Source organism: Hyphomonas chukchiensis, assembly GCF_000682695.1.
In the GTDB taxonomy this organism is placed as follows: domain Bacteria; phylum Pseudomonadota; class Alphaproteobacteria; order Caulobacterales; family Hyphomonadaceae; genus Hyphomonas; species Hyphomonas chukchiensis.
Genome location: NZ_AWFG01000074.1, coordinates 196,730 through 220,352, shown reverse-complemented (window position 1 = coordinate 220,352; position 23,623 = coordinate 196,730). Strand labels below are relative to the sequence as shown.

Annotated in this window: 24 protein-coding genes and 1 tRNA gene; 9 read left to right on the top strand and 16 right to left on the bottom strand. The window is 56.3% G+C overall.

Annotation, left to right across the window (positions count from 1 at the left end; all coding sequences use genetic code 11):
• On the bottom strand, positions 1–666 hold a 666-nt coding region (locus HY30_RS17445), incomplete at its 3' end, for an acyl-CoA dehydrogenase family protein (protein WP_034743825.1).
• 324 nt (positions 667–990) lie between these two features.
• Between HY30_RS17445 and HY30_RS17440 the strand changes: the two genes are divergently transcribed.
• Positions 991–1,599 carry a 2-hydroxychromene-2-carboxylate isomerase gene (locus HY30_RS17440; protein ID WP_034743971.1) on the top strand — a complete coding sequence of 203 codons (609 nt, stop codon included), beginning with the start codon at positions 991–993 and terminating at the stop codon, positions 1,597–1,599.
• Between the two features lie 29 nt (positions 1,600–1,628).
• Here HY30_RS17440 and dmpG read toward each other — a convergent pair whose 3' ends face one another.
• Genes dmpG through HY30_RS17425 form a run of 3 tightly spaced genes read right to left on the bottom strand, consistent with a single transcriptional unit; the run spans position 1,629 to position 4,395 of the window.
• Complete coding sequence (dmpG, locus tag HY30_RS17435; protein ID WP_034743823.1) at positions 1,629–2,660, bottom strand: 4-hydroxy-2-oxovalerate aldolase; 1,032 nt, start codon at positions 2,658–2,660, stop codon at positions 1,629–1,631.
• A complete protein-coding gene (locus HY30_RS17430) occupies positions 2,657–3,601 on the bottom strand; it encodes an acetaldehyde dehydrogenase (acetylating) (protein ID WP_034743821.1) in 945 nt (314 codons plus the stop codon). The genes dmpG and HY30_RS17430 overlap by 4 nt, the downstream gene beginning before the upstream one ends.
• A complete protein-coding gene (locus tag HY30_RS17425) occupies positions 3,598–4,395 on the bottom strand; it encodes a 2-keto-4-pentenoate hydratase (protein WP_155839406.1) in 798 nt (265 codons plus the stop codon). Before HY30_RS17425 ends, HY30_RS17430 begins: the two co-directional genes overlap by 4 nt.
• A 107-nt stretch (positions 4,396–4,502) precedes the next feature.
• Between HY30_RS17425 and HY30_RS17420 the strand changes: the two genes are divergently transcribed.
• Entirely contained in the window at positions 4,503–5,273 is a 771-nt protein-coding gene (locus tag HY30_RS17420) for an IclR family transcriptional regulator domain-containing protein (protein ID WP_081812347.1), read from the top strand.
• Between the two features lie 77 nt (positions 5,274–5,350).
• Here HY30_RS17420 and HY30_RS17415 read toward each other — a convergent pair whose 3' ends face one another.
• Both HY30_RS17415 and HY30_RS19550 read right to left on the bottom strand, forming a co-directional pair.
• Positions 5,351–6,379: a zinc-binding dehydrogenase gene (locus HY30_RS17415; protein ID WP_162176973.1), complete on the bottom strand. Its 1,029-nt coding sequence runs from the start codon at positions 6,377–6,379 to the stop codon at positions 5,351–5,353.
• 163 nt (positions 6,380–6,542) lie between these two features.
• A complete protein-coding gene (locus HY30_RS19550; protein WP_051615657.1) occupies positions 6,543–7,277 on the bottom strand; it encodes a TetR/AcrR family transcriptional regulator in 735 nt (244 codons plus the stop codon).
• A 328-nt stretch (positions 7,278–7,605) separates the two neighbouring features.
• Here HY30_RS19550 and HY30_RS17405 point away from each other — a divergent pair, with 328 nt between their 5' ends.
• The 5 genes from HY30_RS17405 to HY30_RS17385 all read left to right on the top strand — a co-directional run bounded on the left by HY30_RS17405 (position 7,606) and on the right by HY30_RS17385 (position 12,656).
• Positions 7,606–8,928 (top strand): MFS transporter, encoded by a 1,323-nt coding sequence (locus HY30_RS17405; RefSeq protein WP_034743820.1) that lies wholly within the window; start codon positions 7,606–7,608, stop codon positions 8,926–8,928.
• A gap of 289 nt (positions 8,929–9,217) precedes the next feature.
• Positions 9,218–10,138: a VOC family protein gene (locus tag HY30_RS17400; RefSeq protein ID WP_034743817.1), complete on the top strand. Its 921-nt coding sequence runs from the start codon at positions 9,218–9,220 to the stop codon at positions 10,136–10,138.
• Complete coding sequence (locus HY30_RS17395; RefSeq protein WP_034743814.1) at positions 10,135–10,878, top strand: SDR family NAD(P)-dependent oxidoreductase; 744 nt, start codon at positions 10,135–10,137, stop codon at positions 10,876–10,878. Before HY30_RS17400 ends, HY30_RS17395 begins: the two co-directional genes overlap by 4 nt.
• Before the next feature lie 109 nt (positions 10,879–10,987).
• Positions 10,988–11,308, top strand: coding sequence for a 2Fe-2S iron-sulfur cluster-binding protein (locus HY30_RS17390; protein ID WP_034743811.1), 321 nt, complete (start codon positions 10,988–10,990; stop codon positions 11,306–11,308).
• A 586-nt stretch (positions 11,309–11,894) separates the two neighbouring features.
• The gene (locus tag HY30_RS17385) at positions 11,895–12,656 is read left to right on the top strand and encodes a tyrosine-protein phosphatase (RefSeq protein WP_034743807.1); all 762 of its coding nucleotides are present in this window, start codon (positions 11,895–11,897) and stop codon (positions 12,654–12,656) included.
• 246 nt (positions 12,657–12,902) lie between these two features.
• Here the strand turns inward: HY30_RS17385 and HY30_RS17380 are convergent, their stop codons facing one another.
• The 3 genes from HY30_RS17380 to tesB form a co-directional block, all read right to left on the bottom strand.
• On the bottom strand, positions 12,903–14,264 hold the full coding sequence (locus HY30_RS17380) for a tyrosine-type recombinase/integrase (RefSeq protein WP_034743804.1): 1,362 nt from the start codon (positions 14,262–14,264) through the stop codon (positions 12,903–12,905).
• A 173-nt stretch (positions 14,265–14,437) separates the two neighbouring features.
• Positions 14,438–14,514 (bottom strand) — tRNA-Pro (locus HY30_RS17375).
• Positions 14,515–14,642: 128 nt separating this feature from the next.
• Positions 14,643–15,515, bottom strand: coding sequence for an acyl-CoA thioesterase II (gene tesB, locus HY30_RS17370; RefSeq protein WP_034743801.1), 873 nt, complete (start codon positions 15,513–15,515; stop codon positions 14,643–14,645).
• A gap of 180 nt (positions 15,516–15,695) precedes the next feature.
• Between tesB and HY30_RS17365 the strand changes: the two genes are divergently transcribed.
• Positions 15,696–17,483 carry a long-chain-acyl-CoA synthetase gene (locus HY30_RS17365; RefSeq protein ID WP_034743799.1) on the top strand — a complete coding sequence of 596 codons (1,788 nt, stop codon included), beginning with the start codon at positions 15,696–15,698 and terminating at the stop codon, positions 17,481–17,483.
• Positions 17,484–17,486: 3 nt separating this feature from the next.
• Here HY30_RS17365 and HY30_RS17360 read toward each other — a convergent pair whose 3' ends face one another.
• Genes HY30_RS17360 through proB form a run of 3 tightly spaced genes read right to left on the bottom strand, consistent with a single transcriptional unit; the run spans position 17,487 to position 20,553 of the window.
• Positions 17,487–18,956 carry a RimK family protein gene (locus HY30_RS17360; protein WP_034743796.1) on the bottom strand — a complete coding sequence of 490 codons (1,470 nt, stop codon included), beginning with the start codon at positions 18,954–18,956 and terminating at the stop codon, positions 17,487–17,489.
• Positions 18,953–19,432 carry a GNAT family N-acetyltransferase gene (locus HY30_RS17355; RefSeq protein ID WP_034743793.1) on the bottom strand — a complete coding sequence of 160 codons (480 nt, stop codon included), beginning with the start codon at positions 19,430–19,432 and terminating at the stop codon, positions 18,953–18,955. Before HY30_RS17355 ends, HY30_RS17360 begins: the two co-directional genes overlap by 4 nt.
• The gene (gene proB, locus HY30_RS17350) at positions 19,429–20,553 is read right to left on the bottom strand and encodes a glutamate 5-kinase (protein ID WP_034743956.1); all 1,125 of its coding nucleotides are present in this window, start codon (positions 20,551–20,553) and stop codon (positions 19,429–19,431) included. The genes HY30_RS17355 and proB overlap by 4 nt, the downstream gene beginning before the upstream one ends.
• Positions 20,554–20,639: 86 nt before the next feature.
• Between proB and HY30_RS20730 the strand changes: the two genes are divergently transcribed.
• On the top strand, positions 20,640–20,870 hold the full coding sequence (locus HY30_RS20730; RefSeq protein ID WP_162176972.1) for an MJ0042-type zinc finger domain-containing protein: 231 nt from the start codon (positions 20,640–20,642) through the stop codon (positions 20,868–20,870).
• Positions 20,871–20,887: 17 nt separating this feature from the next.
• Here the strand turns inward: HY30_RS20730 and obgE are convergent, their stop codons facing one another.
• From obgE to HY30_RS17325, 4 genes are all read right to left on the bottom strand, one after another.
• On the bottom strand, positions 20,888–21,928 hold the full coding sequence (gene obgE / locus HY30_RS17340) for a GTPase ObgE (RefSeq protein WP_034743785.1): 1,041 nt from the start codon (positions 21,926–21,928) through the stop codon (positions 20,888–20,890).
• Between the two features lie 9 nt (positions 21,929–21,937).
• Positions 21,938–22,462 (bottom strand): GNAT family N-acetyltransferase, encoded by a 525-nt coding sequence (locus tag HY30_RS19545; RefSeq protein ID WP_051615654.1) that lies wholly within the window; start codon positions 22,460–22,462, stop codon positions 21,938–21,940.
• Positions 22,463–22,589: 127 nt separating this feature from the next.
• Positions 22,590–22,859, bottom strand: coding sequence for a 50S ribosomal protein L27 (gene rpmA, locus HY30_RS17330; protein WP_034743782.1), 270 nt, complete (start codon positions 22,857–22,859; stop codon positions 22,590–22,592).
• Positions 22,860–22,897: 38 nt separating this feature from the next.
• The gene (locus HY30_RS17325) at positions 22,898–23,539 is read right to left on the bottom strand and encodes a 50S ribosomal protein L21 (RefSeq protein ID WP_034743779.1); all 642 of its coding nucleotides are present in this window, start codon (positions 23,537–23,539) and stop codon (positions 22,898–22,900) included.
• Positions 23,540–23,623 lie beyond the last annotated feature (84 nt).

Here is a 23,623-nt window from a genome sequence, read left to right as displayed (position 1 = left end):
CATGACAAGGCGCCAGCCATCGCCTTCCTTGCCCAGAAGCCGATCAGCCGGAATGCGCACGTCATCGAAAAAAACTTCGTTATATTCGTTCTCTTCCCCGGACATGTCGTAAATGGGCCTGACGGTCACGCCGGGCGTATTCATGTCCAGAATAAACTGACTCAATCCCTTATGCTTGGGTTGCGACGGATCCGTTCGCGCGACCAGAACCCCGATGGTTGCCTTGTCGGCTGCCGAGGTCCAGATTTTCTGGCCATTGATGATGTAGTGATCACCTTCGCGGCGAGCGGTGGTCCGGATGGCGCCGAGGTCGGACCCCCCGGAAGGTTCGCTAAATAGCATGCACCAGATGTGCTCGCAGGCCAGGGCTGGTGGAAGGAATTGTTCACGCTGCGCTTCAGTCCCGTGTACGAGCAGTGATTGGCCGCACTGGTTCACAGCGATCGCGTTGATGTTGTAGGGCGGTATGACGCCTGCCTTCGCGAACTCTTCTTCAATGATGTATTGCAGCTCCGGATCGGCGCTAAGTCCCCAGGGTGCAGGCCAGTTTGGAGCCGCCAGACCGCGCTCGGCAATTTGCGAGTAGGTCGGATTGGGATTATCTGCGAACCAGGCGCGGATTTCCAGCCGTCTCGGATCATTCTCGCTGGGAAGGTTGAAATCCATATTTTCCTCCTGGATGCGGATAGGGTGTCTTGCTCACACCGAAATCTATAGAATAGAACTTACAGATAAGTCTACACTGCGACGATCTCAAATCTGATCGCAGAAAAGCAATGGGAATAAAAAAGCTTTAAAAACAAATAGATAAAGAGATTCGAAGGCGTCAATTTAATTGATACGCCTGCAGTCTTCGCAAAAAACTAAAACAAAAGTACTAATTAAAAAACCTCCCCAAACCCGAAAGCGCCATCGACCGGGCTCCTGCCCCGATGTAGTAATTCCGGAACGGGCAAGATGATCGAGATTACGAAAAGGAGGCGCCGAGTCATGATTGAAGTTTTTTTTGATTGCTCGAGTCCATGGTCATATTTCGGCTTTGAGGGAATCCAGCCGTTGGCCGCCGAATTCAACGAGTCGCTGATTTGGCGGCCTGTCCTGGTGGGGGGCATATTCAACGCCGTGAATTCAAGTGTATATCATGTCCGAACTCATGTTCCGGCCAAGATCGCTTACAATCAGAAAGACATAGGTGATTGGTCCCGGATTACGGGGAAGGTTGTGAATTTCCCGCCCCGCGTATTTCCAGTAAACAGTGCCGCTGCCATGCGCGCATGTATCGTTCTGGAGGATCAAAAGGGCGTATCCTGTGTTCCTTGGGCCCGAGCCGTTTACGACGCTTATTGGTCCCAGGATCAGGACATCTCTGACAGAATGATACTCGTGAGATTAGCCGACGAGCTAGGTTTCGACGGGAACGCGCTTATCGAAGATTCTGACGGGGCACGTGCCCGTGATGCATTGAGGGCGAACACTCAGGCTGCGATCGACAAGGGCGCTTTCGGCGTGCCGACCTTTTATATCGATGGCACAGACATGTATTTCGGCGTGGATCGTCTGCCCAATCTACGACATGCGCTGATGCGAAAGCACGCCTAGGCTCCCATTCTCCTGACGCGTTTGGGGACCTAGGTGGTTGATGCGCGCGAAAGGTCGAGAGCGACGTCGACAATCATATCTTCCTGACCCCCAACCATGCGGCGGCGGCCAAGTTCGACAAGGATCTGGCGCGTATCAACACCGTAATCCTTCGATGCCTTTTCAGCGTGCCGCAGAAATGACGAATAAACACCCGCATAGCCCAGAGACAGTGTTTCGCGATCGACCTGAACTGGCCGATCCTGAAGGGGGCGGACGAGTTCTTCAGCCGCATCCATCAATTTGAAGAGGTCGCAGCCATGGGACCAGCCTTTGCGATCGGCGGCGGCGATGAACACTTCCAGAGGTGCGTTGCCTGCGCCTGCACCCATTCCTGCGAGGGAAGCATCGACACGTACGGCGCCTGCCTGGACCGCAACGATCGAGTTTGCAACACCGAGTGAAAGGTTATGGTGAGCATGAACGCCCCGGGTGGTCTCAGGCTTCAGTACGCGATCGTAAGCGTCGAGCCGCGCGCGGTACGCGTCCATGTCCATGGCGCCCCCACTATCGGTGACATAGACGCACTCGGCGCCGTAGGTTTCCATCAGCTTCGCCTGTGCAGCGAGCGCATCGGGTTCGATCATGTGGCTCATCATCAGGAAGCCGACCGTATCCATACCGAGCGCCCGTGACGCCTCGATGTGCTGTTTAGAAATGTCAGCTTCCGTACAATGCGTGGCAATACGGACCGAACGGACGCCCAGGCTGTGGGCATGTTTGAGCTCTTCGATAGTGCCAATCCCGGGAAGTAGCAGGGTCGTCAGCTGGGCCGATTTGACCACATCGGCCACTGCTTCGATCCATTCCCAGTCTGTGTGAGCTCCGAAGCCGTAATTGAAGCTGGAGCCGTTAAGACCATCTCCGTGGGCGACTTCGATTGCGTCGACGCCGGCCTCATCGAGTGCGCGAGCAATATTGCGGACATGATCCAGGCCGTACTGGTGGCGAATAGCGTGCATGCCATCGCGCAACGTCACGTCCTGAATATAGAGCCGCTGCTTTGTCGGATCGAAGGTCATTGTGCTGGCTCCTTCAGGAAGCGGGTAGTGGCAATTTTTTCTGCTGTTGCAAGGCCTGCCGATGTCATGATGTCCAGATTGCCGGCGTATGCAGGCAAGTAGTGCGCGGCACCTTCCACTTCCAGAAAGACGCTTGTCTTGATACCCTCGAACTCGCCGATACCAGGAATATGAACCTTGTTGTTCGAGCCGAAGCGCTCGAACTGGACTTTCTGTTTCAGGCAGTATCCAGGAACATAGGATTTGACTTTTTCCACCATCGTCAAAATCGCCGCTTCGATCGTTGCTTCGTCGGCCCCGCTGGACAGTGTGAACACCGTGTCGCGCATGATCATCGGCGGCTCGGCCGGATTGAGTACAATGATTGCCTTGCCTTTTGCGGCGCCCCCGACCTGTTCGATTCCCTTGGACGTCGTCTCGGTGAACTCGTCGATATTGGCCCGGGTGCCAGGGCCGGCGGACTTGGAGGCAATCGAGGCAACGATTTCGCCGTAATGGACCGTCGCGACGGATGACACGGCGGCGACGATCGGAATTGTCGCCTGACCACCGCACGTGACCATGTTCACATTGTTTGCGCCAAGATGTTTGTCGCCATTCACCACGGGGATCACATAAGGACCGATGGCGGCCGGAGTCAGGTCGATCATCACTTTCCCGGCAGAGGTAACGACATCATTGTGTTTCTTGTGCGCGCCTGCCGAGGTCGCATCAAACACCACTTTGATATCGTCCCAGCAATCAAGACGCTGCAAGCCATCAATGCCCTCATGTGTGGTGGCGATTCCAAACCTACGGGCCCGCGCCAGGCCATCAGAATCCGGATCGATGCCGACCATTGCGGCCATTTCCAGCACTTTGGAATTCCTTATGATCTTGATCATGAGATCAGTCCCGATATTCCCGGAACCGATGACCGCCGCTTTTATGCGCTCGTTCATTTGAAGTCCTCCGCATAGGTGAATTCGCATTTTCCAATACCCCCAATCCTGGCGCAGACATGATCGCCGGGAGTCAAGGCGACCATGGGGCCGAGGGCCCCTGTCAGCAGGATGGCGCCTTTCTTCAGGCCTTCGCCCATTGCGCCGAGCGTGGACGCAAGCCAGGCGGCCGCATTCAGCGGATGGCCGAGACACGCAGCGCCCGCGCCGAGGGATGCTACTGAACCATTTATCTCAAGCGCCATACCGCATGTGTACAGATCGAGCCCGTCGAGCTTGTGGCGCTCCTGGCCCAAAACAAAGAAGGCAGACGAGCCATTGTCGGCAACGGTATCTGCGAATGTTATTTTCCAGTCCGCGATGCGGCTGTCCACAATTTCGATTGCCGCAACTGCGTAGTCAGTCGCCTCTATGATTGTTTCAATGGACACGTTGGTCGAACAAAGATCCCGCCCAAGCACCAGAGCAATTTCCGCTTCTGCTTTAGGCTGCAGGCATTTCGAAGGTGCCAGAAGGCCGCCGTCGTCGATTTCCATATCGGAGTAGAGGACGCCATAATCTGGCTGATCTACGCCAAGCTGGGTCTGGACCGCCTTAGCCGTGAGGCCAATCTTGCGGCCAACTACTTTGCGGCCCGATGACTGCCAATAGCGCGTATTGATCCGCTGGATCGCGTACGCTGTCTCAATATCGGTTGGCTCCATGATGTGTCGCATGGGAGGGATTGCGCCTTTGGAGTAAGCGGACCGCAGCTGGGCAGCCTCGGTTTCGAGTTCTTTGCTTATCGTCGCCATGTTTTTAAAGTCTCCCGGCGCCTGTGTGTTGAACCGTTTGCCGTTCGTATGTGACGTGTGTGATTTAATCAATTTGCACTAATTTTAAATTCTCGTACTGTGGGAGTATGAAATCGATGCGCTTGGATGATACACGTTCTCTGGGGCGAGCCTTGACCCTGCTTAGCCTTATCGCGACGGACCGCGGCAAGACATCGTTTTCAACGCTTACCAAGGAGCTCGGGCTACCAACTTCAACTGCTCACCGCCTCGCCGCGGAATTGTTGAAGCATGGTTTGATATCCCGGATTGGGCGGGGCAAATATGACCTTGGTGTTGCCGCCATGGGTTTTGCCCGAGGCCGTGAATTCAACGACATTCTCGCAGAGGCCGCCAGACCGATACTGCGTCAGGTTTCGAAAGAAACCGGACTGACGGCTCACCTCGGCGTCTTTGAAGAGGGGATGGTGACTTACCTGGTGAAATCGAACGGCGCCAGCCTGGACCAGGCGCACTTCACCCGGGAAGGCATGCAGCTTGAGGCGTATTGCTCCGGCGTTGGAAAGGTTTTGCTCGCGTCTCTCAGCGAGGTGGACCTTGATGAATACCTGTCTGCAGAAGATTTTGTTTCTGCAACGCCACGGACGGTCACGAACAGCTGCGCTTTGAGGCAAGAACTGGCACGGGTCCGGCAAAAAGGTATGGCGATAGATGACCGCGAAATCGCCGAAGACATGATGTGTGTAGCCGTCCCGCTTCATGACGGATCAGGGCGTACAATAGCAGCCTTGTCTCTATCCATGGCATGGTCGGATCAGGCAGCAGCGCAAATACCCGCACTATCGCTGAAACTGACGCATGCTGCTTCGAGGGTCGGACGAAACCTCGGCTATGCCTGACGTTCCGAGTGAATGAGTGAATCGAGAAGTTCCCAAAGGTTTAGGGATCACTCGGTGAGCGGATCAACTTGGGTGGGTCAAGGTATTTGAATGGCTATCTTCCCGAACTGCTCGCCCGCCGCCAATCGCGTGAATCCTTCGTTCAGCGACGCGAGTTCAAAACGTGAATCAATCACAGGGTTGAGACGCCCCTGTTCGACCATTGCCAGCAAATTCCTGAATTCTCGGATATTGCCTCCAGTAGAGCCGTAAATTTCGAGTTGACGGATAAACAGCCGCTGAATATCGGCAGGAGGGTTTCCGCCGGTTGTAGCGCCGCACGTTACGATACAACCGCCACGGCGCACACACCGAAGTGAGTCACTCCAGGTCGCCTGACCGACGCTATCGATAACCATATCGACGCCTTGCCCCTTTGTCAGGGCGAGAATGGTCTCAGGCACATTTTCCGAGCGATAGTTGATGCCGGCTTGCGCGCCTAATGACGCCGCCTGATCTAGTTTTTCTTGTATTGACGTCGTTACGTAGACTGTTGCGCCAGCCAAGACGGCGAGTTGGACACATGCGACCCCAACGCCGCCACCAGCTCCCACGACCAGCACAGTTTCCCCTGGAGCGATGGGGCGTTTGCCAAACAGCATGCGATACGCTGTGACATAAGCGGCAGGCAAAACGCCAGCAGCCTCGAAGCTGATCGACTCTGGGAGCGGGATAAAGCACTTGGATGGCATGGAGATAAATTCAGCGAAACTGCCGTCTCTGTGTTCGCCTGCAATTCTTGCTCGCAGGCATAGGGGTTGATCCCCATCGAGGCAGTATCTGCATTGGCCGCAAAACAGGGTCGAGAAAAGCGCGACCCGGTCTCCCGACCTAAACTGGCTTCCGGGTGCCGGATCGACGATTTCGCCGACACCGTCTACGCCGAGAATCAACGGCAAATCATGCGTGATGCCCAAACCGCTGTCGCGCATGTACAAGTCCACCCTGTTGAGCGAACTGGCGTGCACGCGCATGATGCTTTCATCTGCACGGCGTTCCGGCTCCGGAGCATCTGAGATGACCAGACCGCTCTCGCCGCGAGCCTGCAATATGGCTGCTTTCATCATGATATCCTTTGCCGCACTGCGCGAACGCATTCGTCTGATTGCTTCAGAGCGTTCGATTCGCTCCAATCAGACATTAGGATAAAACGATTGTTCTTGCCAGAAAACCTGAGATCATCTTCTCGGGATCGACATCAGAATGGTGCATGATCCAGCGGCAGGCTGCTTAACGAGGCAGAGCAGCGTCCAATGCCTGGAGCATGACGGCGTGCTTGCCGCGACCTCTGACAACCTTCAAGCGGCTGGATGCAGAGGATTTCTTCTCTACAACAGAACAGGGCGCTTCAATCAGGGCGGTTGCTGTATCGATCAGGTTCTCCATGGGGTCGAAATCGGTCCATATCGCATTCCGGCGACCTGTGGCCTGGTAGGATTCAAAAGCCGACTTCGCCGAGATGAGGTACCAGGCAAAATAAATCAGTCTTTGTTGCGTGACTGCTGATGGAATGTCCGAATGGAGGTGCTGAATGTATTCCAGCAAACGCGCGAACACGGAGAAGTTCATCTTCTCCAGGAATTCACGCACCATATGTCTCCGCGTAAACAAAAGGCTGCTGAGAAAACGGGAGGCGGTAGGCGAAGGATCAGAGAATGTGGACGTGTCGGGCCAGCGCACAAGCACTTCAACCACATCCCGTACGCATGTAGGGCCGCCATTTTTCTCGAGCTGCGAGAGACCGATGAGCCAACCGTCACTTGATTCGCGAAATATTTCGGCGAGCAGTTCAAGGATCAAACCTTCCTTGGACTTAAAGTAATAATTGAGTGAACCGCCGTTTTTTGCTCCTGAAGCGGCGACAATTTCGCGAACGGTTACAGCTTCCACTCCGCGTTCAGCAAAAAGCCGGCGCGCGGAAACCTTGATCCGGTTTCGAGTCGTCAAATCATCAAATTCCGCCATAGGTCAAATCTTCCTGTTTACGTGCCTGCTTCTGATCTACACGCGATCTGTACTAAGCCCATTCATGCTGCAGCGCACAATAGCGATATAAAACAAACTGCTCAAGCAATAATGCTTGGCGCAAGCTATCCAGATGATAATGCAGCATTTGTGCCCAAATCAGTCAAACCTTCCGTAGCGACAATTGCTTGATATTTCGTGTAGTTCTGGCGAATTACGAGCATAAGGTACATGGCCTGCGCGGTCATTGGACCCTGGCGTCCAAACCGTTGTACTTTTGTGATTCCGCAGAGTACGCCTGTTCTATAAAAATTTGGGGGTAATAAAAATGAAACAGGTCACTGAATCATCTGCCGATGAAAATGCGGAGGGCTGGCACAAGTGGGTTGCGGTAATCCTGCTTACGCTTTTGTTCGCGACCTCGTTCGTCGACAGGTTCATACTGTCGCTGCTCGCAGATCCGATTTCCCGCGATCTTGGACTTGGCGATTCTCAGCTCGGACTGCTGATGGGGGCAGGCTTTTCCATATTGTACTCGATGGCCGGCCTGCCATTGGCCCATTGGATTGATACCCATCAGCGAAAAGGGCTGCTTCTCGCGGGTATTATTCTGTGGAGTCTGACGACGATTGCATCGGGCTTTGCGACAGGGTTCGTAAGCCTGCTCGTGTGCAGGTCCGGCGTCGCCATCGGCGAAGCCGTGCTCACCCCGGCAGCCGTGTCCCTCATTGCTGACTATTTCATTCGGGAAAAGCGCGCGACGCCGATGGCCGTTTACTCCTCCGTGGGCGCAATCATGGGGACGGGCTCGTTCATCGTTGGCGCTTATGCGTTGGAACTTGCCGGGTCCATAGGTCCGAATCTAAACATGGCCCCATGGCGCCTGACGCTGACTATGGTGGGTATGCCCGGGCTTCTGCTTGCCACCTGCTTTTTCCTGTTCGTGCGCGAACCGCAGCGACGGATCTCGGCGGACAAGCTAGCAGGCAGCGCAAGTCTCGCAGATTTCTTTGTCTATCTACGCAAAAACTGGGCTTTCTATTTTCCGTTCCTTTTGAGTGGGGGCCTTCTGACCATCTTCGGATTGGGCATGCCGACCTGGATGCCTACCATACTGGTGCGAGAGCATGGATTTGAGCCGTCGGCAGCTGGTTATGCATTTGGTTTCACAACGGCGCCGGCTGGACTGATCGGTATATTTTTCTGGCCATGGCTGGCCATGCGAATTGAAAAAATCCGAAGAAATGCCGGACCACCGGTGGCTCTGTTGATAGCAGCTTGCGCAGCACTCGTCGTTTTTCCGATTGCGCCACGCATTGAAAATGCAACGTTGATGCTGGCCTGGATGACTGCGGCCGTCATGATAGGTGGAGCATGGGCTGTGCTCCCGGTCATTGGCTTTCAGATATTCAGTCCTAGCAGGTTTCGCGGTCGCCTGGCCGCGATGAATCTCTTGTCGATGAATCTTCTTGGGTTTGGTGTCGGTCCTATCCTGATCGTTTTCCTTGGCCGTATGGGGGCAGAGCCCGGCGGAGACTCCATACTCTCACTAGGCTTGAGCAGGGCGGGCATTCTCGTCGCACCTCTTCTGCTAGTCGCAATGATAATATGTGTCATTCAGTCGCGAAACCTGGCCGATATTGAGGATTGATAGCACCCAGAGGACTGGAGGTTTGTGGTCAGGCCGAGGTCAATCCAAAGGCCCTGGGCGGCGGAAGTTTCGCGGCTGCGCGCACAAGAAATTGTAATTTCTGGAATGGTCAGCTCTGCTTGCTGCCAGCCTGCCCGTTGATCGATGTGCTGATGCATGAAGCAGCCTCCCTCCATTTTTGGCGCTGGACATCGATTTAGACAATTGCTTTAATTGCTTATTGAATGGCGTGGCCGAGTACTGGCGAGTGTGAGCCATTTCGGCGAGAGCCTTCAACATGGAGAGACATATGACGATCGATGCCATCCGCTATCGCAGGCTAGGATATGTTGGGCTGAATGTTTCCGATCTCGACGCTAGCGTGAACTTTTATGAAACACTTGTGGGCCTGAAGATGGACCAACGGCCTCAATCCGACATGGCATTTCTCCGATGCAGCGATCGCCACCACGACGTTGTTCTGTACAAGAGCGACACGCCTGGCGTGAAAAGAGTCGGCTGGCAGATGGAAAGTGAAGCAGCGCTTGATGCGATAGAGGCGCATTTAACGTCAATCGGAATCGCCTGTCACCCGGTCGCCGCTTCTGAAAGTAGCGAGCTGGGGATCGGCCGGGCCTTCCGGATGACCGAGCCGACGACGGGGGCGACATTCGAATTTTATCATGAGATGGAAGCTGCGCCCGATGCTTTTCAACCGACGCACACCAAGATCGCGCGTCTGGGACACATCGTGCTGAGCAGCGCGGACAGGTCTGCGACTGAAAGCTTTTTGATGGATGAGATGAATTTCAGGGTCTCCGACAGGATCCATGGCATGGTCACATTCATGCGGTGTTTCCCCAACCCATTCCATCATTCCCTCGGCGTCGGATCGGCAGGCAAGCCCGGACTCAATCACGTGAATTTCATGGTCACGGAAATGGGTGATATCGGCAAGGCGAACAACAGAATGAAGAAGGCGGATGTGCCCATCGTGTACGGAATAGGAAAACACCCGCCATCTGAATCGGTTTTTCTCTACTTCCTCGATCCGGACGGAATGACCATTGAGTACAGCTACGGAATGGAAGAGTTCCCGGAGACAGATCCGCGTATGCCTCGTGAGATGCCGGCGTCCTTGGAATCGATTGATTATTGGGAAGGCGTTCCGGACCCGCGGATGGGAAAAGTAGGTGTGCTAGAGCCACTTGGCGAGCGCGCGGAGTCATGAGGTTTGATGGCAAGACGGCGCTTGTCACCGGCGGCGCCAGTCCCATAGGTCAGGCCGTTGCCAGGCGCCTGGCTGCAGGCGGTGCAAACCTGGCTTTGGCGGACATTAATTCCGAAGCGCTGGAAGCTGTAGGCGCGGCCATTTCTCCAGACGCGCTGCTGAGCGTTGGCGATCTCAGCGACGAAGCGGTTGCCAATGATTTCGTCCAGTCCGCGATCAAGCGATTCGGCCAGGTTGATATCCTGGTGAACAATGCCGGGGGCGGGGTAATTGAGTGGACGCCGGACCATACCGCCACCACGATCCGTCAAACGATCGACAGGAATCTATGGACGACGATCTGGACTACTCGGGCCGCCCTCCCGTCAATGGTCGAAAATGACTATGGAAGAATTGTGAATATCGGCGCTGACTCTGTCCGGAACGGCCTTTTCATGCATGCAATCTACAATGCTGCAAAAGGCGGCGTTCATGCGATTGCCTCTGGCCTTGCGCGTGAATATGCGCGCTACGACATCACTGTAAATGTCGTGGCACCGTGCATGGTGCTTACTCCACAGGTGATCGCTGCAAAGAAAGCCGGACTTCCGATCGTTGCAGAGATGGAGGCCGTGATCCCAAAGGGTCGTTCCGCCGATCCGGACGAAGTAGCATCCATGGTTTCCTATCTGTGTCTGGATGAAGCCCGATTTGTTACAGGTCAGGTCATCAGTGTGAACGGTGGAAGCACCATGCAGTAATACTATGCGGGGCAGAACCAGGGGCGGTTGAGCCGGCGACCTCTCCCCCAGTCACGAACATCAATCCACAATCCACACAATCAAACAAATCAGGGAGACATGCGCGGTCATGCCGAAGATAACTTTTACGGATCACACCGGTGTGACACGAGAGGTGGATGCCAGGAACGGGGAAACGCTGATGGAGGCGGCGGTCAAGAACGATATTCCCGAACTGGAGGCTGAGTGTGGCGGTGCATGTGCCTGTGCGACATGTCACGTCTATATCCACCACGACTTCATGCCGCTCCTCGGAGAGGCCGAGGGAGCCGAGCTTGACATGTTGAGTTTCGCGGAAGACGTCAGGCCGAATTCCCGACTTTCCTGCCAAGTAACTGTCACCGAGCAATGTGACGGACTCAAGGTCTCGACACCAGCGCCGCAAAGCTGATCCCCGCATATGGTAATACGCCGATGCTTCCCTCCGGTGAATGCAAAAATAAAACGGTTGTACTTTTTTATTGGCAGGCGCCTCGGGACAGATTAAGGTCAAAGTCAGCTCTGGTCGTACTGGCATTCTCGCGTCCCCCCTCTCATGAGGAGGCTGGCGTTAGGCAGGCAGTCGGTCGGAGCCCGCTCCGAGCGCAATGTTTCCTCCTATACCGCGCTTCGGTTCCCTCGCCAACGGCGCCTTTTGGCACCAGCCGAATGGTTCCGTTGGCCTTTTTTATTTGACCAATTCGTATCGGGACGGATTGAGGTTTGAACGCTGGTGCCATTACAACAATTGGCGATACGTTTTAACTTTCATCGGAGAAAGTTCTTGAAGCTTGAAGTGCAATGCGTTGACGTGTCGCTCATAAGCTACAGGCGTCTTTGGACCATGAGGCGCAGTCTGAAAATAGAGCGAGGACTAGTCATGCGGTCAAAACGGGATGCCCTCAATAAGGGGGCTGAAACTGCTCGCTATCTTCGAGTTACGATGCGCAACGCTGCTATAGAACGGGAACTGCGCTCGTCTGCAATGAGATACCAACGTGCTTGAATGTGCGCCAAATTTCCGTGATCTGGGAGGACTGATCGGCGATAGAGGCCGGCGGGTAAGGCCGGGATTGGTGTTTCGCTCTGATGCCGTGTTGAGGCCGACAGAGGCCGATATCGCCTACCTTCGTGAATGCCGAATAGGCGTCGTGATGGACCTGCGCAGTTCAAGTGAAGCGGCGGACGACGAGAATGAGCATTTTCGGGAGAACGGCGCCGAACTGTTTCAATTGAATGTCGGTACAGATGTTCGCGCCAAGGGATCGTTCTGGGAGAAACTTGCGTCCGACAGTTCACCCCAAACAGTGCGAGACCTCCTTCACAGTATCTATCGTTCAATCCCGATGGCTGTCGCTCCTGCATTGCAGATCGTGTTCGAAAGAATAGAGGCTGGCTCGCCGCCCATTCTGATACATTGCGCAGCGGGAAAGGATCGTACCGGGGTTGCGGTCGCCCTGCTTCTCCATGCATTGGGATCGTCGATGGATGGTATAATGAAGGATTATCTCGAGACGCAGAACAGACTCACGCAAGCCAGTATTACTCGCAGCACAGAGACTTTAGCAGCTATTGTGGGTGAGCCACTGCACCCCGAAAGCCTGAGTCTCCTTTCAGGCGTTCGGCGAGATTTTCTCAAACAAAGTTTCAGCTGGATGGATCGCAAATATGACGGCGCCGATGGTTTTCTGGAATCGTGCGCTGGGCTCACAAACCAACGCAAAGCGGCAATCAGACGAGCACTCCTTGAACCCGAATAGCTGTGTGGGATATTGGCGAATTGGTTAGTTCATAGACAGGATGCTCGTCACACCAAGTAAGAAGTTAGAAGGTTTCAGTCACCCAAAGCTCGTCGAGCTGGCATTACGATATTGGTATGTATTTTTCCAAAAATGCGAAGCTTGCGCGTGCGAAACTGACAGCGCAGTCGGTTTCGCTTCTCTTTGTGATTAGTGCTTTTAACTTGCCTTAAGGTCATTCTCAAAATGACCGATAGTCCCATCCTGTTAAAAATTGTCGACAAGCCGTTCCACTTCCTTGGCCCACAACTCCATCGCCTGGCGGACATCGCCTCTACTCTCTCCCACATCATAGCGCGTGCGCATTGATCGGTCGGGCGCGTGATTGATACACGCCTCGGCGATCGCCGGTGATACACCGAGCTCTCGTACCAAAAGTGTCCGACCGAGGCGCCGGCAGTCGTAGAGTTGAACGCCGGCGAGTGGGCAGGGCTCATCAGCTTTCTTGGCCTCCGCCACCAGCTTATTGCGGATTCTCATCCAACGCTGCTTCGGTCCATCGTGGCGAATGTGGTTATCGCCTGCCTTGTTCGGGAACACCCAAGGCAGATTGTGCTTTGAAAGCGCCTCGCGGAACAGAGAGGCGGCCTGAGGTGACAGAGGTACGTCGTAGACTTCGTTTGTTTTTGTCTGCCCGGCGGGAATGCGCCACATCTCTTTACCGGGCGTCCAGTCGAACTGGTCTCGCCTGGCAGCAACGATCTCGGCGGGCCTTTGCAAGGTGAGGGCATGCAGCATGATGGCCAGTGCGGCCCCCCAGCCGTGGCGTCCTTCGCTGCGTCGCAGCTCTTCGTTCAATGCGTCCCACATGAGCTTCAGCGCCCCGTCTGGCATCTGTGAGCGTTTGTCGGGTGTGTCCTTGAACAGTTTCCGGAAGGTGGCTGGGTTCACATCTGTCAGTTCTTCTTCAATGGCCCAGTTGAATACCGCACGGATAACGCCCTGGCATTCATTGGCGAGTTTTGCGCCGGGATTGCTGCTTTCCTTCGCGCGAGGGTGTTTGGCGGCTTCGGCCTGGATCGACCTCACCAATCCTCGGACCTGAGCCCTGGTAATCTGCCGGAATTGTGTTTCCCCAAGCGAAGGCAGGATATGGACTCTCAATAGCCTTTCCCGTTCATCGTAGGTGCGTTGCTTGATGCTGGGCGGGGATTTCTCCGATGTTGCCATGAAGAGGGAAGTCAGAGCGGCAAATGTCGATGCTTTCTCCTCTTGCGCCGCAACCTTTGTAATTCGCTTGCGGGTGACCAGGTCTGCTTCTCCCAGCGCCATCCGGCCCAATTCTTTCATGGCCATGGCGCGGGCAATTTCGGGAGAGCCGTCGTTTGCTGCGATCAGTTTCGCGTCTGTCTTGCTGCCGTCGGGTTTCACGATTCGGAGCTTGTAGGCTGCGCTCCCCTTCGGCGTGATGGCCAAAAACAGTTTCGGGACCTCAGTGTCCCAATGGCGTACCTTCTTCGCCCCGTCGTGGTCCCTGATAAGGCGCTGAACATTGGTTTGGGTAAGTTTGAGCCTGTTATTGGCCATGTCTTCTTGCTCTCTTTCGAGTCTGAAGACGGTGGCTTTCAAGCCCTGTGCCACCCAAGCCACCTCTGAGCCACCAATAAGCCACCTCGGGAGGTCGGAATTTGTCCGGCTTTGTCCGATTTGGCCGCAAAGCGACAAGGTGGGAGTTTCGCGTGGAGAGGCTGGTATTTAAAGGAAAATCTCAACAAGTACGGGCGTTTTGCCCGCTGAGAAAATGGTCGGAGCGAGAGGATTCGAACCTCCGACCCTCTGGTCCCAAACCAGATGCGCTACCAGGCTGCGCTACGCTCCGGAGTCCCGTAATAATGGGAGCAGGCGCGGGCGCAAGCCCTTTTCAGCTGTAATTCCCAACAGTTTTTGTATGATAACGAAATTTCTTATGAATCAGCGCTTTCTTGTCAGGCGGGCTTTTAAAAATCCTCAGTTCTTGCGCTTCTTCTGGCGCATCAGGCCTTCCTGGGCCACGCTGGCGACCAGCTTGCCATCGCGATTGTAGATGCTGCCACGGTTGAAACTACGTCCACCACCGGCAAACGGGCTATCCATCACATAAAGATGCCAGTCAGAGAACTTCACGGGCGCGTGGAACCAGATTGCGTGATCGAGGCTGGCTGACATGAGTTTCGGATCGAACCATGTCAGTCCGTGCGGCCGGTTCCCCGTACCGAGAAGGCTCATGTCGGACGCATAGGCCAAAAGGCACTGGTTCAGCGCCTGATTATCACCCGCATCGCGCGCAACGCGCATCCAGACCTGGTGCGAGTCGCTGGCCGGTGCGGGATTGAACAGGTCTAGTGGCGACACATCACGCATTTCAATGTCACGTTCGCGCGTGAACTCGTGGCGGATGCTCTCTGGTACCTGGTCCGCGATATCGAGGCGGCGCTCCCGAAGGCCTTTCAGCGTTTCCGGATCGGGCGCTTCAGGCATGTTATGCTGGTGTTCCCAGCTTTCTTCAGGGACCTGGAAGCTGGCGGCGAGGTTGAATATCTGCTTGCCGTGCTGGATGGCGACAACCCGACGGGTGGTGAAACTGCCCCCGTCGCGTGCGTGGTCGACCTGATAGATGATCGGTACTTTGGGATCACCCGGCCTTATGAAATAGGCATGCAATGAATGGCAAATGCGGTCTTCAGATACGGTGCGCTGCGCTGCCACAAGCGCCTGTGCGATGACCTGTCCCCCGAAAACACGCTGGTTTGCGCGTTCATCAGGGCTTTGGCCCCGAAACAGGTCAAGCTCCAGCTGCTCGATATCGAGCAGCACCAAAAGGTCTCCAACAGGATCAGACATCGCGCACCCTCCGCTTCGCATCGGCTGCAAGTATCAGAGACATTCAGGCGTGCAAACCCGTCATGGCCTGTATGCAAGCGTGTGCCCCTTTGACAAGCTAGCTATCCCGCGCTCTGCTTGTCAGACGGTACTATCCATGGGCTATAAAGCACCTGACCCACAGCGAGGATGACTCTTTTCATGAACTTCCTATCCGTCTTGGCCCGTGAGGCGCAGTTTTATCGCTCCATTCGGGGCCTGACCAAGTGGACAAAGGATATCAGCCCCGATTCAGCACGATTGGTGGCAGATGATGTCGAAGATGTTGTCGACCGCCACGGCACCAATGTTGCGTTCCGGTTCGAAGGCACGTTGACCACATATGACGAGTTCGAGGCGCGGGCCAATCGCTTTGCCCATTGGGCGCTGGAGCAGGGGCTTACGGCCGGTGATTGCGTCGCCCTCTTTATGGAGAACCGACCTGATTATGTGGCATTCTGGTATGGGATGTCGAAGATCGGCGTTGTCACAGCACTCATCAACTCAAACCTGGAAGGCGAGGCCCTCGCGCACTGCATCAATATTGTTGATGCCAAACGCATCATTACCGGCACGGATCAGGACAGCGCCATCAAGGCTTCTGTGGGTCTGTTCACTTCGGCACCCGCTGTCTGGTCACTGGGCGGATCCGAGGGCAATGACCTCGAAGCGGCGATCAAGGGCGTGTCGGCTACGCGTCCATCGCGCGAATACCGCGGTGCGCTTCGCGGGCGCAATCTCTGCCTTTATGTCTACACGTCCGGAACCACGGGCCTGCCCAAGGCGGCGAAACTGACACAGGCCCGCACACAGGGCATGATGCGCACTTTCATTTCGCCGTGCCATATTACCGAACGCGACCGGATCTATCTCACGCTACCGCTCTATCATGGCACGGGTGGCCTATGCGGTGTCGGTCAGGCGCTGATGACGGGGGCATGTATCATCCTGCGGCGCAAATTTTCCGCCAGTGCCTTCTGGGATGACGCCACGGACGAAGGGGCCACGTCGATTGTCTATATTGGTGAGCTGTGCCGCTACTTGCTGAACCAGCCGCCACACCCCAAAGAGCGCTCCCATAAGATCCGCACCGGTTTCGGCAATGGCCTGCGGGCCGAAGTGTGGACCGAGTTTCAGAAACGGTTCAACATCAACCACCTGTGTGAGTTCTACGGCTCCACAGAGGGCAATGTCAGCTTCCTCAACTTTGACGGCAAGATTGGCGCAGTCGGTCGTATTCCCGGTTGGCTGGAGAAGCAGTTCGCGCACATCGCCTTTGTGAAATTCGACATTGAGACCGAGGAGCCAATTCGAGGACCGGAGGGCTTTTGCATACGGACGGATGTCGACGAGGCCGGCGAGGCCTTGGGCCGTATTGGCGAGGATATCCGCAACCGCTTCGAAGGCTATAATGACGAGCAGGCGACGAAGAAGAAGATCCTGCGGGATGTTTTCGAAAAGGGTGACATGTGGTTTCGGACCGGGGACCTCATGCGCAAGGACAAGGACGGCTACATCTATTTCGTCGACCGCATCGGCGACACCTTCCGCTGGAAGGGCGAGAATGTCTCTACCAATGAAGTTGGCGAGGCACTCTCAGGGATTCCGGGCGTTGCGACCGCAAATGTCTATGGCGTTCCGCTGCCCGGCTATGACGGCAAGGCGGGTATGGCGGCGATCACGATGGATGGCGATGTCGATTTCGAGGGTATATATGCAGCGCTCAGTCAGAAGCTGCCGAGCTATGCCATACCACTCTTCATCCGTGTTCAGCGGGATGCGGAGACGACGGGAACGTTCAAGTATCGGAAGGTAGAGTTGGTCAAGGAAGCGTTTGATATTGACGAAGTGACCGACCCGATCTGGATGTATCATCCTGAGCGAAAGGAATATGTTCCGTTCACGCAGGACAGGTATGACTCCCTTCGCTCGGGCGCCTTCAAGTTCTGAGGATCAGTTGACCCGGCCCATGCGCTGTTCAAGGCGCGTGGAAAACCAGGAGATGATACGGCGCCAGATTTCATCTTTCATGACAGCGCCCTCGACATCATGGTCGATGCTGGGATTATCATTGATCTCGATGATCACGACGCCATTGTCGGTTTCCTTGAGGTCCACACCGTAAAGACCGTCGCCAATCAGACGCGCAGCCCGCACGGCAACATCCACGACTTCGGGCGGCGCGTCCTCTATAGGTAGTGTGGTGAACCCACCTTCACTCGTTTTACCGCCGGGGCCGTGCTTGATGATCTGCCAGTGTCCCCGTGCCATGCGATACTGGCAGGCATACATGGGCTCGCCGTTGAGTACGCCAATACGCCAGTCGAACTTGGTTGGGATGAATTCCTGCGCGATCACCAGAGCTGTGTCATCGAACATGCCTTTGACAGCCGTCGTCAGCTCTTCGAGCGTGGTTGCCTTGACCATGTGATTGCCAAAGGAACCGTCGGGCGTCTTCAGGATAACCGGGGACCCAAGCCGGGCGAACGCTGCTATGAGGTCTGACTTCTCATCAAGGATTTCGGTGCGCGGGATGGGCAGGCCCGCCTTTTCGAGGATTTCCTTCAGGTAGACTTTGTTCGTGCAGCGGATCATCGAGTGCGTATCATCAATGACCGGCATGCCCTCCTGCTCGGCGCGTCGGGCGAACCGATAGGTGAAATTGTCGATGGATGTTGTCGCCCGGATGAAGAGGGCATCAAACTCCGCTACGCTAGTGAGGTCCGATGGCTCGATCAGTTCGACTTCAACGCCCATCTTGGCAGCCACATCGGCGAAGCGTTTTATCGATGCGGGCTTTGACGGCGCGTGTTGCTCTTTGGGATCGACCAGAACGGCAAGCGACCACTTCGCCGGCGCTTTGGTCTTTGGCGCGCTGACACGACCGCTCGTATAGGTAGCCATTGCATCCAGGAAGAAGGCCCGACGGGTATCCTTTAGCTTGTGAGGGGAGACGATACGAACGCGCGCGATGCCGCTCGGTGTGGTCTCGTCGAACTCGACCTCAAGAGCGGGTGTGCGAAACCAATCTGACACTTCACGTGCTAGCTTTTCGTATCCGGGGACTTCCGATTTCGAGAAGGCGACGAAAAGGCTGGTAATTTCCGGTGCACCCTTGGTGCGCGCTTCGCGCAGCCGTTCGCCCAGGTCGGGTAGGGCGTGAGTGTAAAGTCCCTTGGCCGACAGTTCCACCATGGTCTGCACGCTCGGGCTGACCCGGTGTCCACGCGCTTCTGCCAGAAGCGATGCGTAATAGCCCTCAGACTGGTAGGCGTAGGACCGCGAAAGGTTGAGGATGTAGGGACGGCGACCGGCAAATAGGGCGGGTTTGGAGATATAGTCGCTCACCCGAAGCACCTTGTGAGGTGTCTCGGCCTGTGAAATGTCGCTCGCCGTTTCAACGAGGATAACCCAGTCGGTCATCGGCTTTCACTCACGGACATGCCAAGGGGCTTTTCCATCCGCACTGCGGTCTCTCCATTAGGGTAGTAGCCTGCAACGCGCGCAATTACGCGATATCCGCTGCGCTCGTAAAGTAGAATAGCATTGTGATTTGATTCGCGCGCTTCTAGTCGCATCCGTTCGCATCCCTTGTCTTTAGCGGCCGCTTCGCCGACCGCCATGAGCTTTCGTGCTAGACCTTTACCACGCATGTCAGGGCTGACCGAAAGCGTATACAGACGCGCTATCGCGCTACCGTCTCGCAGGAGCAACACGGCGGCCCCGACAAGAGTTCCGTTCACTTCTGCCACATGAGCAATTGTGTTGCCGCCTAGTAGCCGGCGCCAGCTACGTCGTGGGAAGCGGTCCTCTTCGGGAAAAGCCTCTTCGATCCGGACCAGGCCGGCCAGATCGTCGCGCGTGGCCAGCCGAATGATCGGCTCACCTATCAGCGTCATACCCGCACCATGTCATCCCGGTGGATGATTGCGGGTCGACCGCGAAAGCCGAGGGCGGCCTCCACTTCGTCGCTCTGGAGACCGATAACCCGCAGGATGTCGGCGGAGCTATAGGACGTAACGCCCTTTGCGATTATGGGACTGTCTTCAGCTTTGATGGCCACAGCAGCCCCGCGTTCGAACCCGCCCAGAACCCCCTTAATGCCCACAGCGAGTAGACTCGCCCCCCCTTGAAGCGCCCGCGCAGCGCCAGCATCAACCACAATTGTGCCCTCAGGTTTCAGGTGGCCCATCAGCCAGACTTCGCGCGCGCGTGCGGGCGTGGTATTAGCGATGATCAGCGTTGATAAGGCACCCTCCTCGATGGCGCCTAGGGGATGTTCGCGGTTTCCGCGTGTAATGATAGTTGAGCAGCCTGCCGCATGGGCGATACGCGCCGCTGCGAGCTTGGTCACCATGCCACCTGAGCCGACACCAGTGGCGGCGTTGGCACCAGTCGCCATCGCATCATGCTGAGCTGAAAGTTCTGTCAAAACAGGGATGTGGATGGCTTGCGGATCTGTGTTCGGGTCGGCGGTATAGAGGCCGTCAATATCTGAGAGGAGCACGAGCAGGTCTGCCCCCATCATCTGCGCGACACGCGCTGCCAGCCTGTCATTGTCTCCATAGCGGATTTCATCCGTCGCGACCGTATCGTTTTCGTTGATCACCGGAACAATGCCCGCGTCGAGCAGAGTTTCCAGAGTCGCGCGCGCATTCAGCCAGCGCCGCCGCGTTTCGGTATCGCTGAGGGTCAATAGGGCCTGCCCAACCGTAATGTCATGGGAAGCAAAAGCGCCGGCGAGCGCGGCCATAAGGCGTGGCTGGCCGATTGCGGCGGCCGCCTGTTTCTGGTCCAGCCTGGCAGGCGTGGGAGACCCCAGGTCCACACGTCCCAGTGCCACGGCTCCCGACGAGACGAGGATGACATCCTTGCCGCGCGCGCGCAGGTCTGAAATGTCGGCGGCGAGACGCGCCAGCCAATCGGTGCGAGCCTTGCCGTGTTCGGCAATAAGGGCGGATCCGGTTTTGACAACGATGCGTCTTGCGGTTCGGAAACTGTCGCCAGTCATACTGCACAGCCTGTCATGATGAGAGACTGGCATTTCGGTGCGCGCTGTGCTGTGTGGGCAATCAGATTTATCCCTTTACGTGCAAGGCCGACCCGATGCCCCAATTCGACATGATCCTGATTTCGCCTGAAGCCGCAGCCCGTGCCGATGTGCTTGAGCACACTGCCGGAACGCCCGTTCGCGAAGGCGGCGGCGACGAAACCTATCGATGCGGCGCGTGCAAGACCAAGCTTATGATTAACGTCGCCCATCATGACGCGCATGGCGTGGTCGTGAAATGCGGTAAGTGCGGGAAGATCAACACCGAACCCCATCATCATCACTAACCGACGCAGGCTAGTAGTCAGGGCGCCCATGTTCCGTCCTCGCTGACACCGTCAGCCTCCGCTTCGGCCTGCAGACCGAGGTGTTTTACGATGGCAAACAAGGCTTCGCGGACACCTTCGCCCGTGACACCCGAAATGAGCATTGGCTTACCCTTGTAAACTTTTTTTAGCTGTTTCAGCTGATCTGCCACGAGTTCAGGGTTAAGCGCGTCAATCTTGTTCAGGCCAACGATTTCGGGGCGCTCCGTCAGCTCGGGGCTATAGTCTTCCAGCTCCTTGCGGATCGTGCGGTAGGCACCTGCCGGGTCATCCTGTGTGCAATCGATGAGGTGGAGCAGGACTTTACAGCGCTCAACATGACCGAGAAAACGGTGCCCAAGGCCGGCGCCTTCGGCCGCACCTTCGATCAGGCCCGGAATATCGGCAAGGACGAATCGTGTATTTGGCCCCAGGTCAACAACACCAAGACCGGGATCGAGTGTTGTGAATGGATAGTCGGCGATCTTTGGGGTCGCGGCCGTGACAGCGCTCAGGAATGTCGATTTTCCGGCGTTAGGCAAGCCCACCAGCCCGGCATCCGCAATCAGTTTGAGACGTAGCCAAAGCCAGCGTTCCTCGCCTTCCTCGCCGGCATTGGCCCGGCGCGGAGCCTGGTTGGTTGAGGATTTGAAACGGAGATTGCCCCAGCCACCATTACCACCGCTGGCGAGCTGAACGCGCTGACCGATCTCTGTCAGGTCAGCGACCATGGTTTCCTGATCTTCTTCAAAGATCTGCGTGCCAACAGGCAGCTTGAGTATGACATCATCGCCCTTGGCGCCTGTCCGCTGCTTGCCCATCCCATGGCCACCACGTTTTGCCTTGTGGTGTTGCTGGTAACGGTAGTCGATCAGCGTGTTTAGGCCATCGACCGCTTCAGCCCATACATCACCGCCGCGCCCGCCATCACCGCCGTCAGGGCCACCGTATTCGACATATTTCTCCCGCCGGAACGAGACGCATCCCGCTCCGCCACCACCGGACTTTATATAAACTTTGGCCTGATCAAGGAATTTCATCGGGTTCTCTTACGCGTTTCGCGCGAGGCGCGCCATGTCGAAGTGTTCAACAGTTTCACCCCGGCCAAGTGAAAACAACCTGCTTCGGCCGGCGCGCATAAATCCCAGCTTGTGAAGGACGCGTCCCGAGGCTGGGTTATCAACGAAGTGACCTGACAGGAAGGCAGTTTCGCCCCGGCGCTCCAGCCATGAGAGCAGGGTTTTAGCTGCTTCGGTCGTCAAGCCTTTGCCCCAAGCCATTGGCGCAAGCCAATAGCCAATCGTGAAGGGCGCCCGTTCGGACTTACGGTCTGCGCCGATGACACCCACGAGTTTGCCCTCAAGAACCATGGCTCGAACATGCTCCATATCCGCTTTCGCTGCTGCATCCTGGCCGGAAATCCAAGCCAAAGTCTGCGCCTTGGACTGGTTCGGCGCGACGCGGGCCAGCATGCGATAGACTCTTGGGTCCTGCACGAGCTCGGTAATTGGGCCTGCATCCAAGGGCCCAATGGGGCGCAGCAATAGCCGCTCCGTCTGCAACTCTTCACTCATCGTCGCCTCCTCAGGGCAGGACAAGGGCAGGGGAGGGCAAAGAAAAAGGGGAAGCAGTGGCCTGCCTCCCCTCGGAATGATCGACTTTTGCGATCCGGCCACGTTCCCGCGGCCGCGCTGTCAGCCGCTATTCTGCTGCGTTCGCGAGCGGTACAATATTTACGTACATGCGGCCACCGGCCTTCTTGGCGAACTCGATATTGCCTTCGACGAGCGCAAACAGGGTGTGATCCTTGCCCATGCCAACGCCTTTGCCAGGCCATTTCTGGGTGCCGCGCTGACGCACGATGATATTGCCCGGAATGACATGCTCGCCGCCATATTTCTTGACGCCAAGGTATTTCGGGTTCGAGTCGCGACCGTTACGTGACGAGCCGCCTGATTTTTTGTGAGCCATTGTGCGCTCCTTATCCTGTCTGAGGGCTTATATCGCCCTTATGCGTCCTTGGCGAGTTCGGCGGCCTGCGCGACCCAGCCGTCTTTTTCAAAACGGCCCGAGAGGCTCAGCTGCTCTTCGAGTTCGGCGATCTGGGCCTCGGAAAGGGCTGCGATCTGAGCGAAAGTCGTGATGCCTGCGCCGTTCAGCTTCTTTTCGAGTGCCGGACCTACGCCCGTCATTTTCTTAAGGTTGTCAGCGGCACCCGTTGGGGCGGACGCTGGAGCCTCAGCAGCTGGTGCCGCTTTAGGGGCTTCTGCTGGTGCAACAGCTTCAGCTTTCGGTGCTGCTTCCTTCTTGGGAGCGGCCTTCTTCGCTGGTGCCTTTCCGTCAGCATTGATCGACGTGATGGTCACGGTCGTCAGGTGCTGTTTATGGCCGATTGTCCGGCGATATGTCTGGCGCTGGCGCTTCTTGCGCGTGATCAGTTTCGGACCGCGCATGTGTACGGCGATTTCGCCTGAAACAGTGGCGCCGGCCACAAGGGGCGCGCCAACCGTAACGGACTCGCCGCTTCCAAGCATGAGGACGCTGTCGAACGTCACGTCTTTACCGGCTTCAGTATCTAGTTTCTCGATGACGATCGTATCGCCTTCGGCAACTTTGTACTGCTTGCCACCTGTCTTGATGACCGCGAACATGGGTCTCATCCTTCCGGCATGAAATCAAAATGAAATACGCGCGAAACCGTCGCCGGTCCGCGCCTGAATGGGGGGGTAAACACC

Coding starts and splice junctions, on each gene's coding strand:
- HY30_RS17440 (WP_034743971.1), top strand. CDS start 991: ATGATTGAAGTTTTTTTTGATTGCTCGAGTCCATGGTCATATTTCGGC.
- dmpG (WP_034743823.1), bottom strand. CDS start 2,660: ATGACCTTCGATCCGACAAAGCAGCGGCTCTATATTCAGGACGTGACG.
- HY30_RS17430 (WP_034743821.1), bottom strand. CDS start 3,601: ATGAACGAGCGCATAAAAGCGGCGGTCATCGGTTCCGGGAATATCGGG.
- HY30_RS17425 (WP_155839406.1), bottom strand. CDS start 4,395: ATGGCGACGATAAGCAAAGAACTCGAAACCGAGGCTGCCCAGCTGCGG.
- HY30_RS17420 (WP_081812347.1), top strand. CDS start 4,503: ATGAAATCGATGCGCTTGGATGATACACGTTCTCTGGGGCGAGCCTTG.
- HY30_RS17415 (WP_162176973.1), bottom strand. CDS start 6,379: ATGATGAAAGCAGCCATATTGCAGGCTCGCGGCGAGAGCGGTCTGGTC.
- HY30_RS19550 (WP_051615657.1), bottom strand. CDS start 7,277: ATGGCGGAATTTGATGATTTGACGACTCGAAACCGGATCAAGGTTTCC.
- HY30_RS17405 (WP_034743820.1), top strand. CDS start 7,606: ATGAAACAGGTCACTGAATCATCTGCCGATGAAAATGCGGAGGGCTGG.
- HY30_RS17400 (WP_034743817.1), top strand. CDS start 9,218: ATGACGATCGATGCCATCCGCTATCGCAGGCTAGGATATGTTGGGCTG.
- HY30_RS17395 (WP_034743814.1), top strand. CDS start 10,135: ATGAGGTTTGATGGCAAGACGGCGCTTGTCACCGGCGGCGCCAGTCCC.
- HY30_RS17390 (WP_034743811.1), top strand. CDS start 10,988: ATGCCGAAGATAACTTTTACGGATCACACCGGTGTGACACGAGAGGTG.
- tesB (WP_034743801.1), bottom strand. CDS start 15,515: ATGTCTGATCCTGTTGGAGACCTTTTGGTGCTGCTCGATATCGAGCAG.
- HY30_RS17365 (WP_034743799.1), top strand. CDS start 15,696: ATGAACTTCCTATCCGTCTTGGCCCGTGAGGCGCAGTTTTATCGCTCC.
- HY30_RS17360 (WP_034743796.1), bottom strand. CDS start 18,956: ATGACCGACTGGGTTATCCTCGTTGAAACGGCGAGCGACATTTCACAG.
- HY30_RS17355 (WP_034743793.1), bottom strand. CDS start 19,432: ATGACGCTGATAGGTGAGCCGATCATTCGGCTGGCCACGCGCGACGAT.
- HY30_RS20730 (WP_162176972.1), top strand. CDS start 20,640: ATGCCCCAATTCGACATGATCCTGATTTCGCCTGAAGCCGCAGCCCGT.
- obgE (WP_034743785.1), bottom strand. CDS start 21,928: ATGAAATTCCTTGATCAGGCCAAAGTTTATATAAAGTCCGGTGGTGGC.
- HY30_RS19545 (WP_051615654.1), bottom strand. CDS start 22,462: ATGAGTGAAGAGTTGCAGACGGAGCGGCTATTGCTGCGCCCCATTGGG.
- rpmA (WP_034743782.1), bottom strand. CDS start 22,859: ATGGCTCACAAAAAATCAGGCGGCTCGTCACGTAACGGTCGCGACTCG.
- HY30_RS17325 (WP_034743779.1), bottom strand. CDS start 23,539: ATGTTCGCGGTCATCAAGACAGGTGGCAAGCAGTACAAAGTTGCCGAA.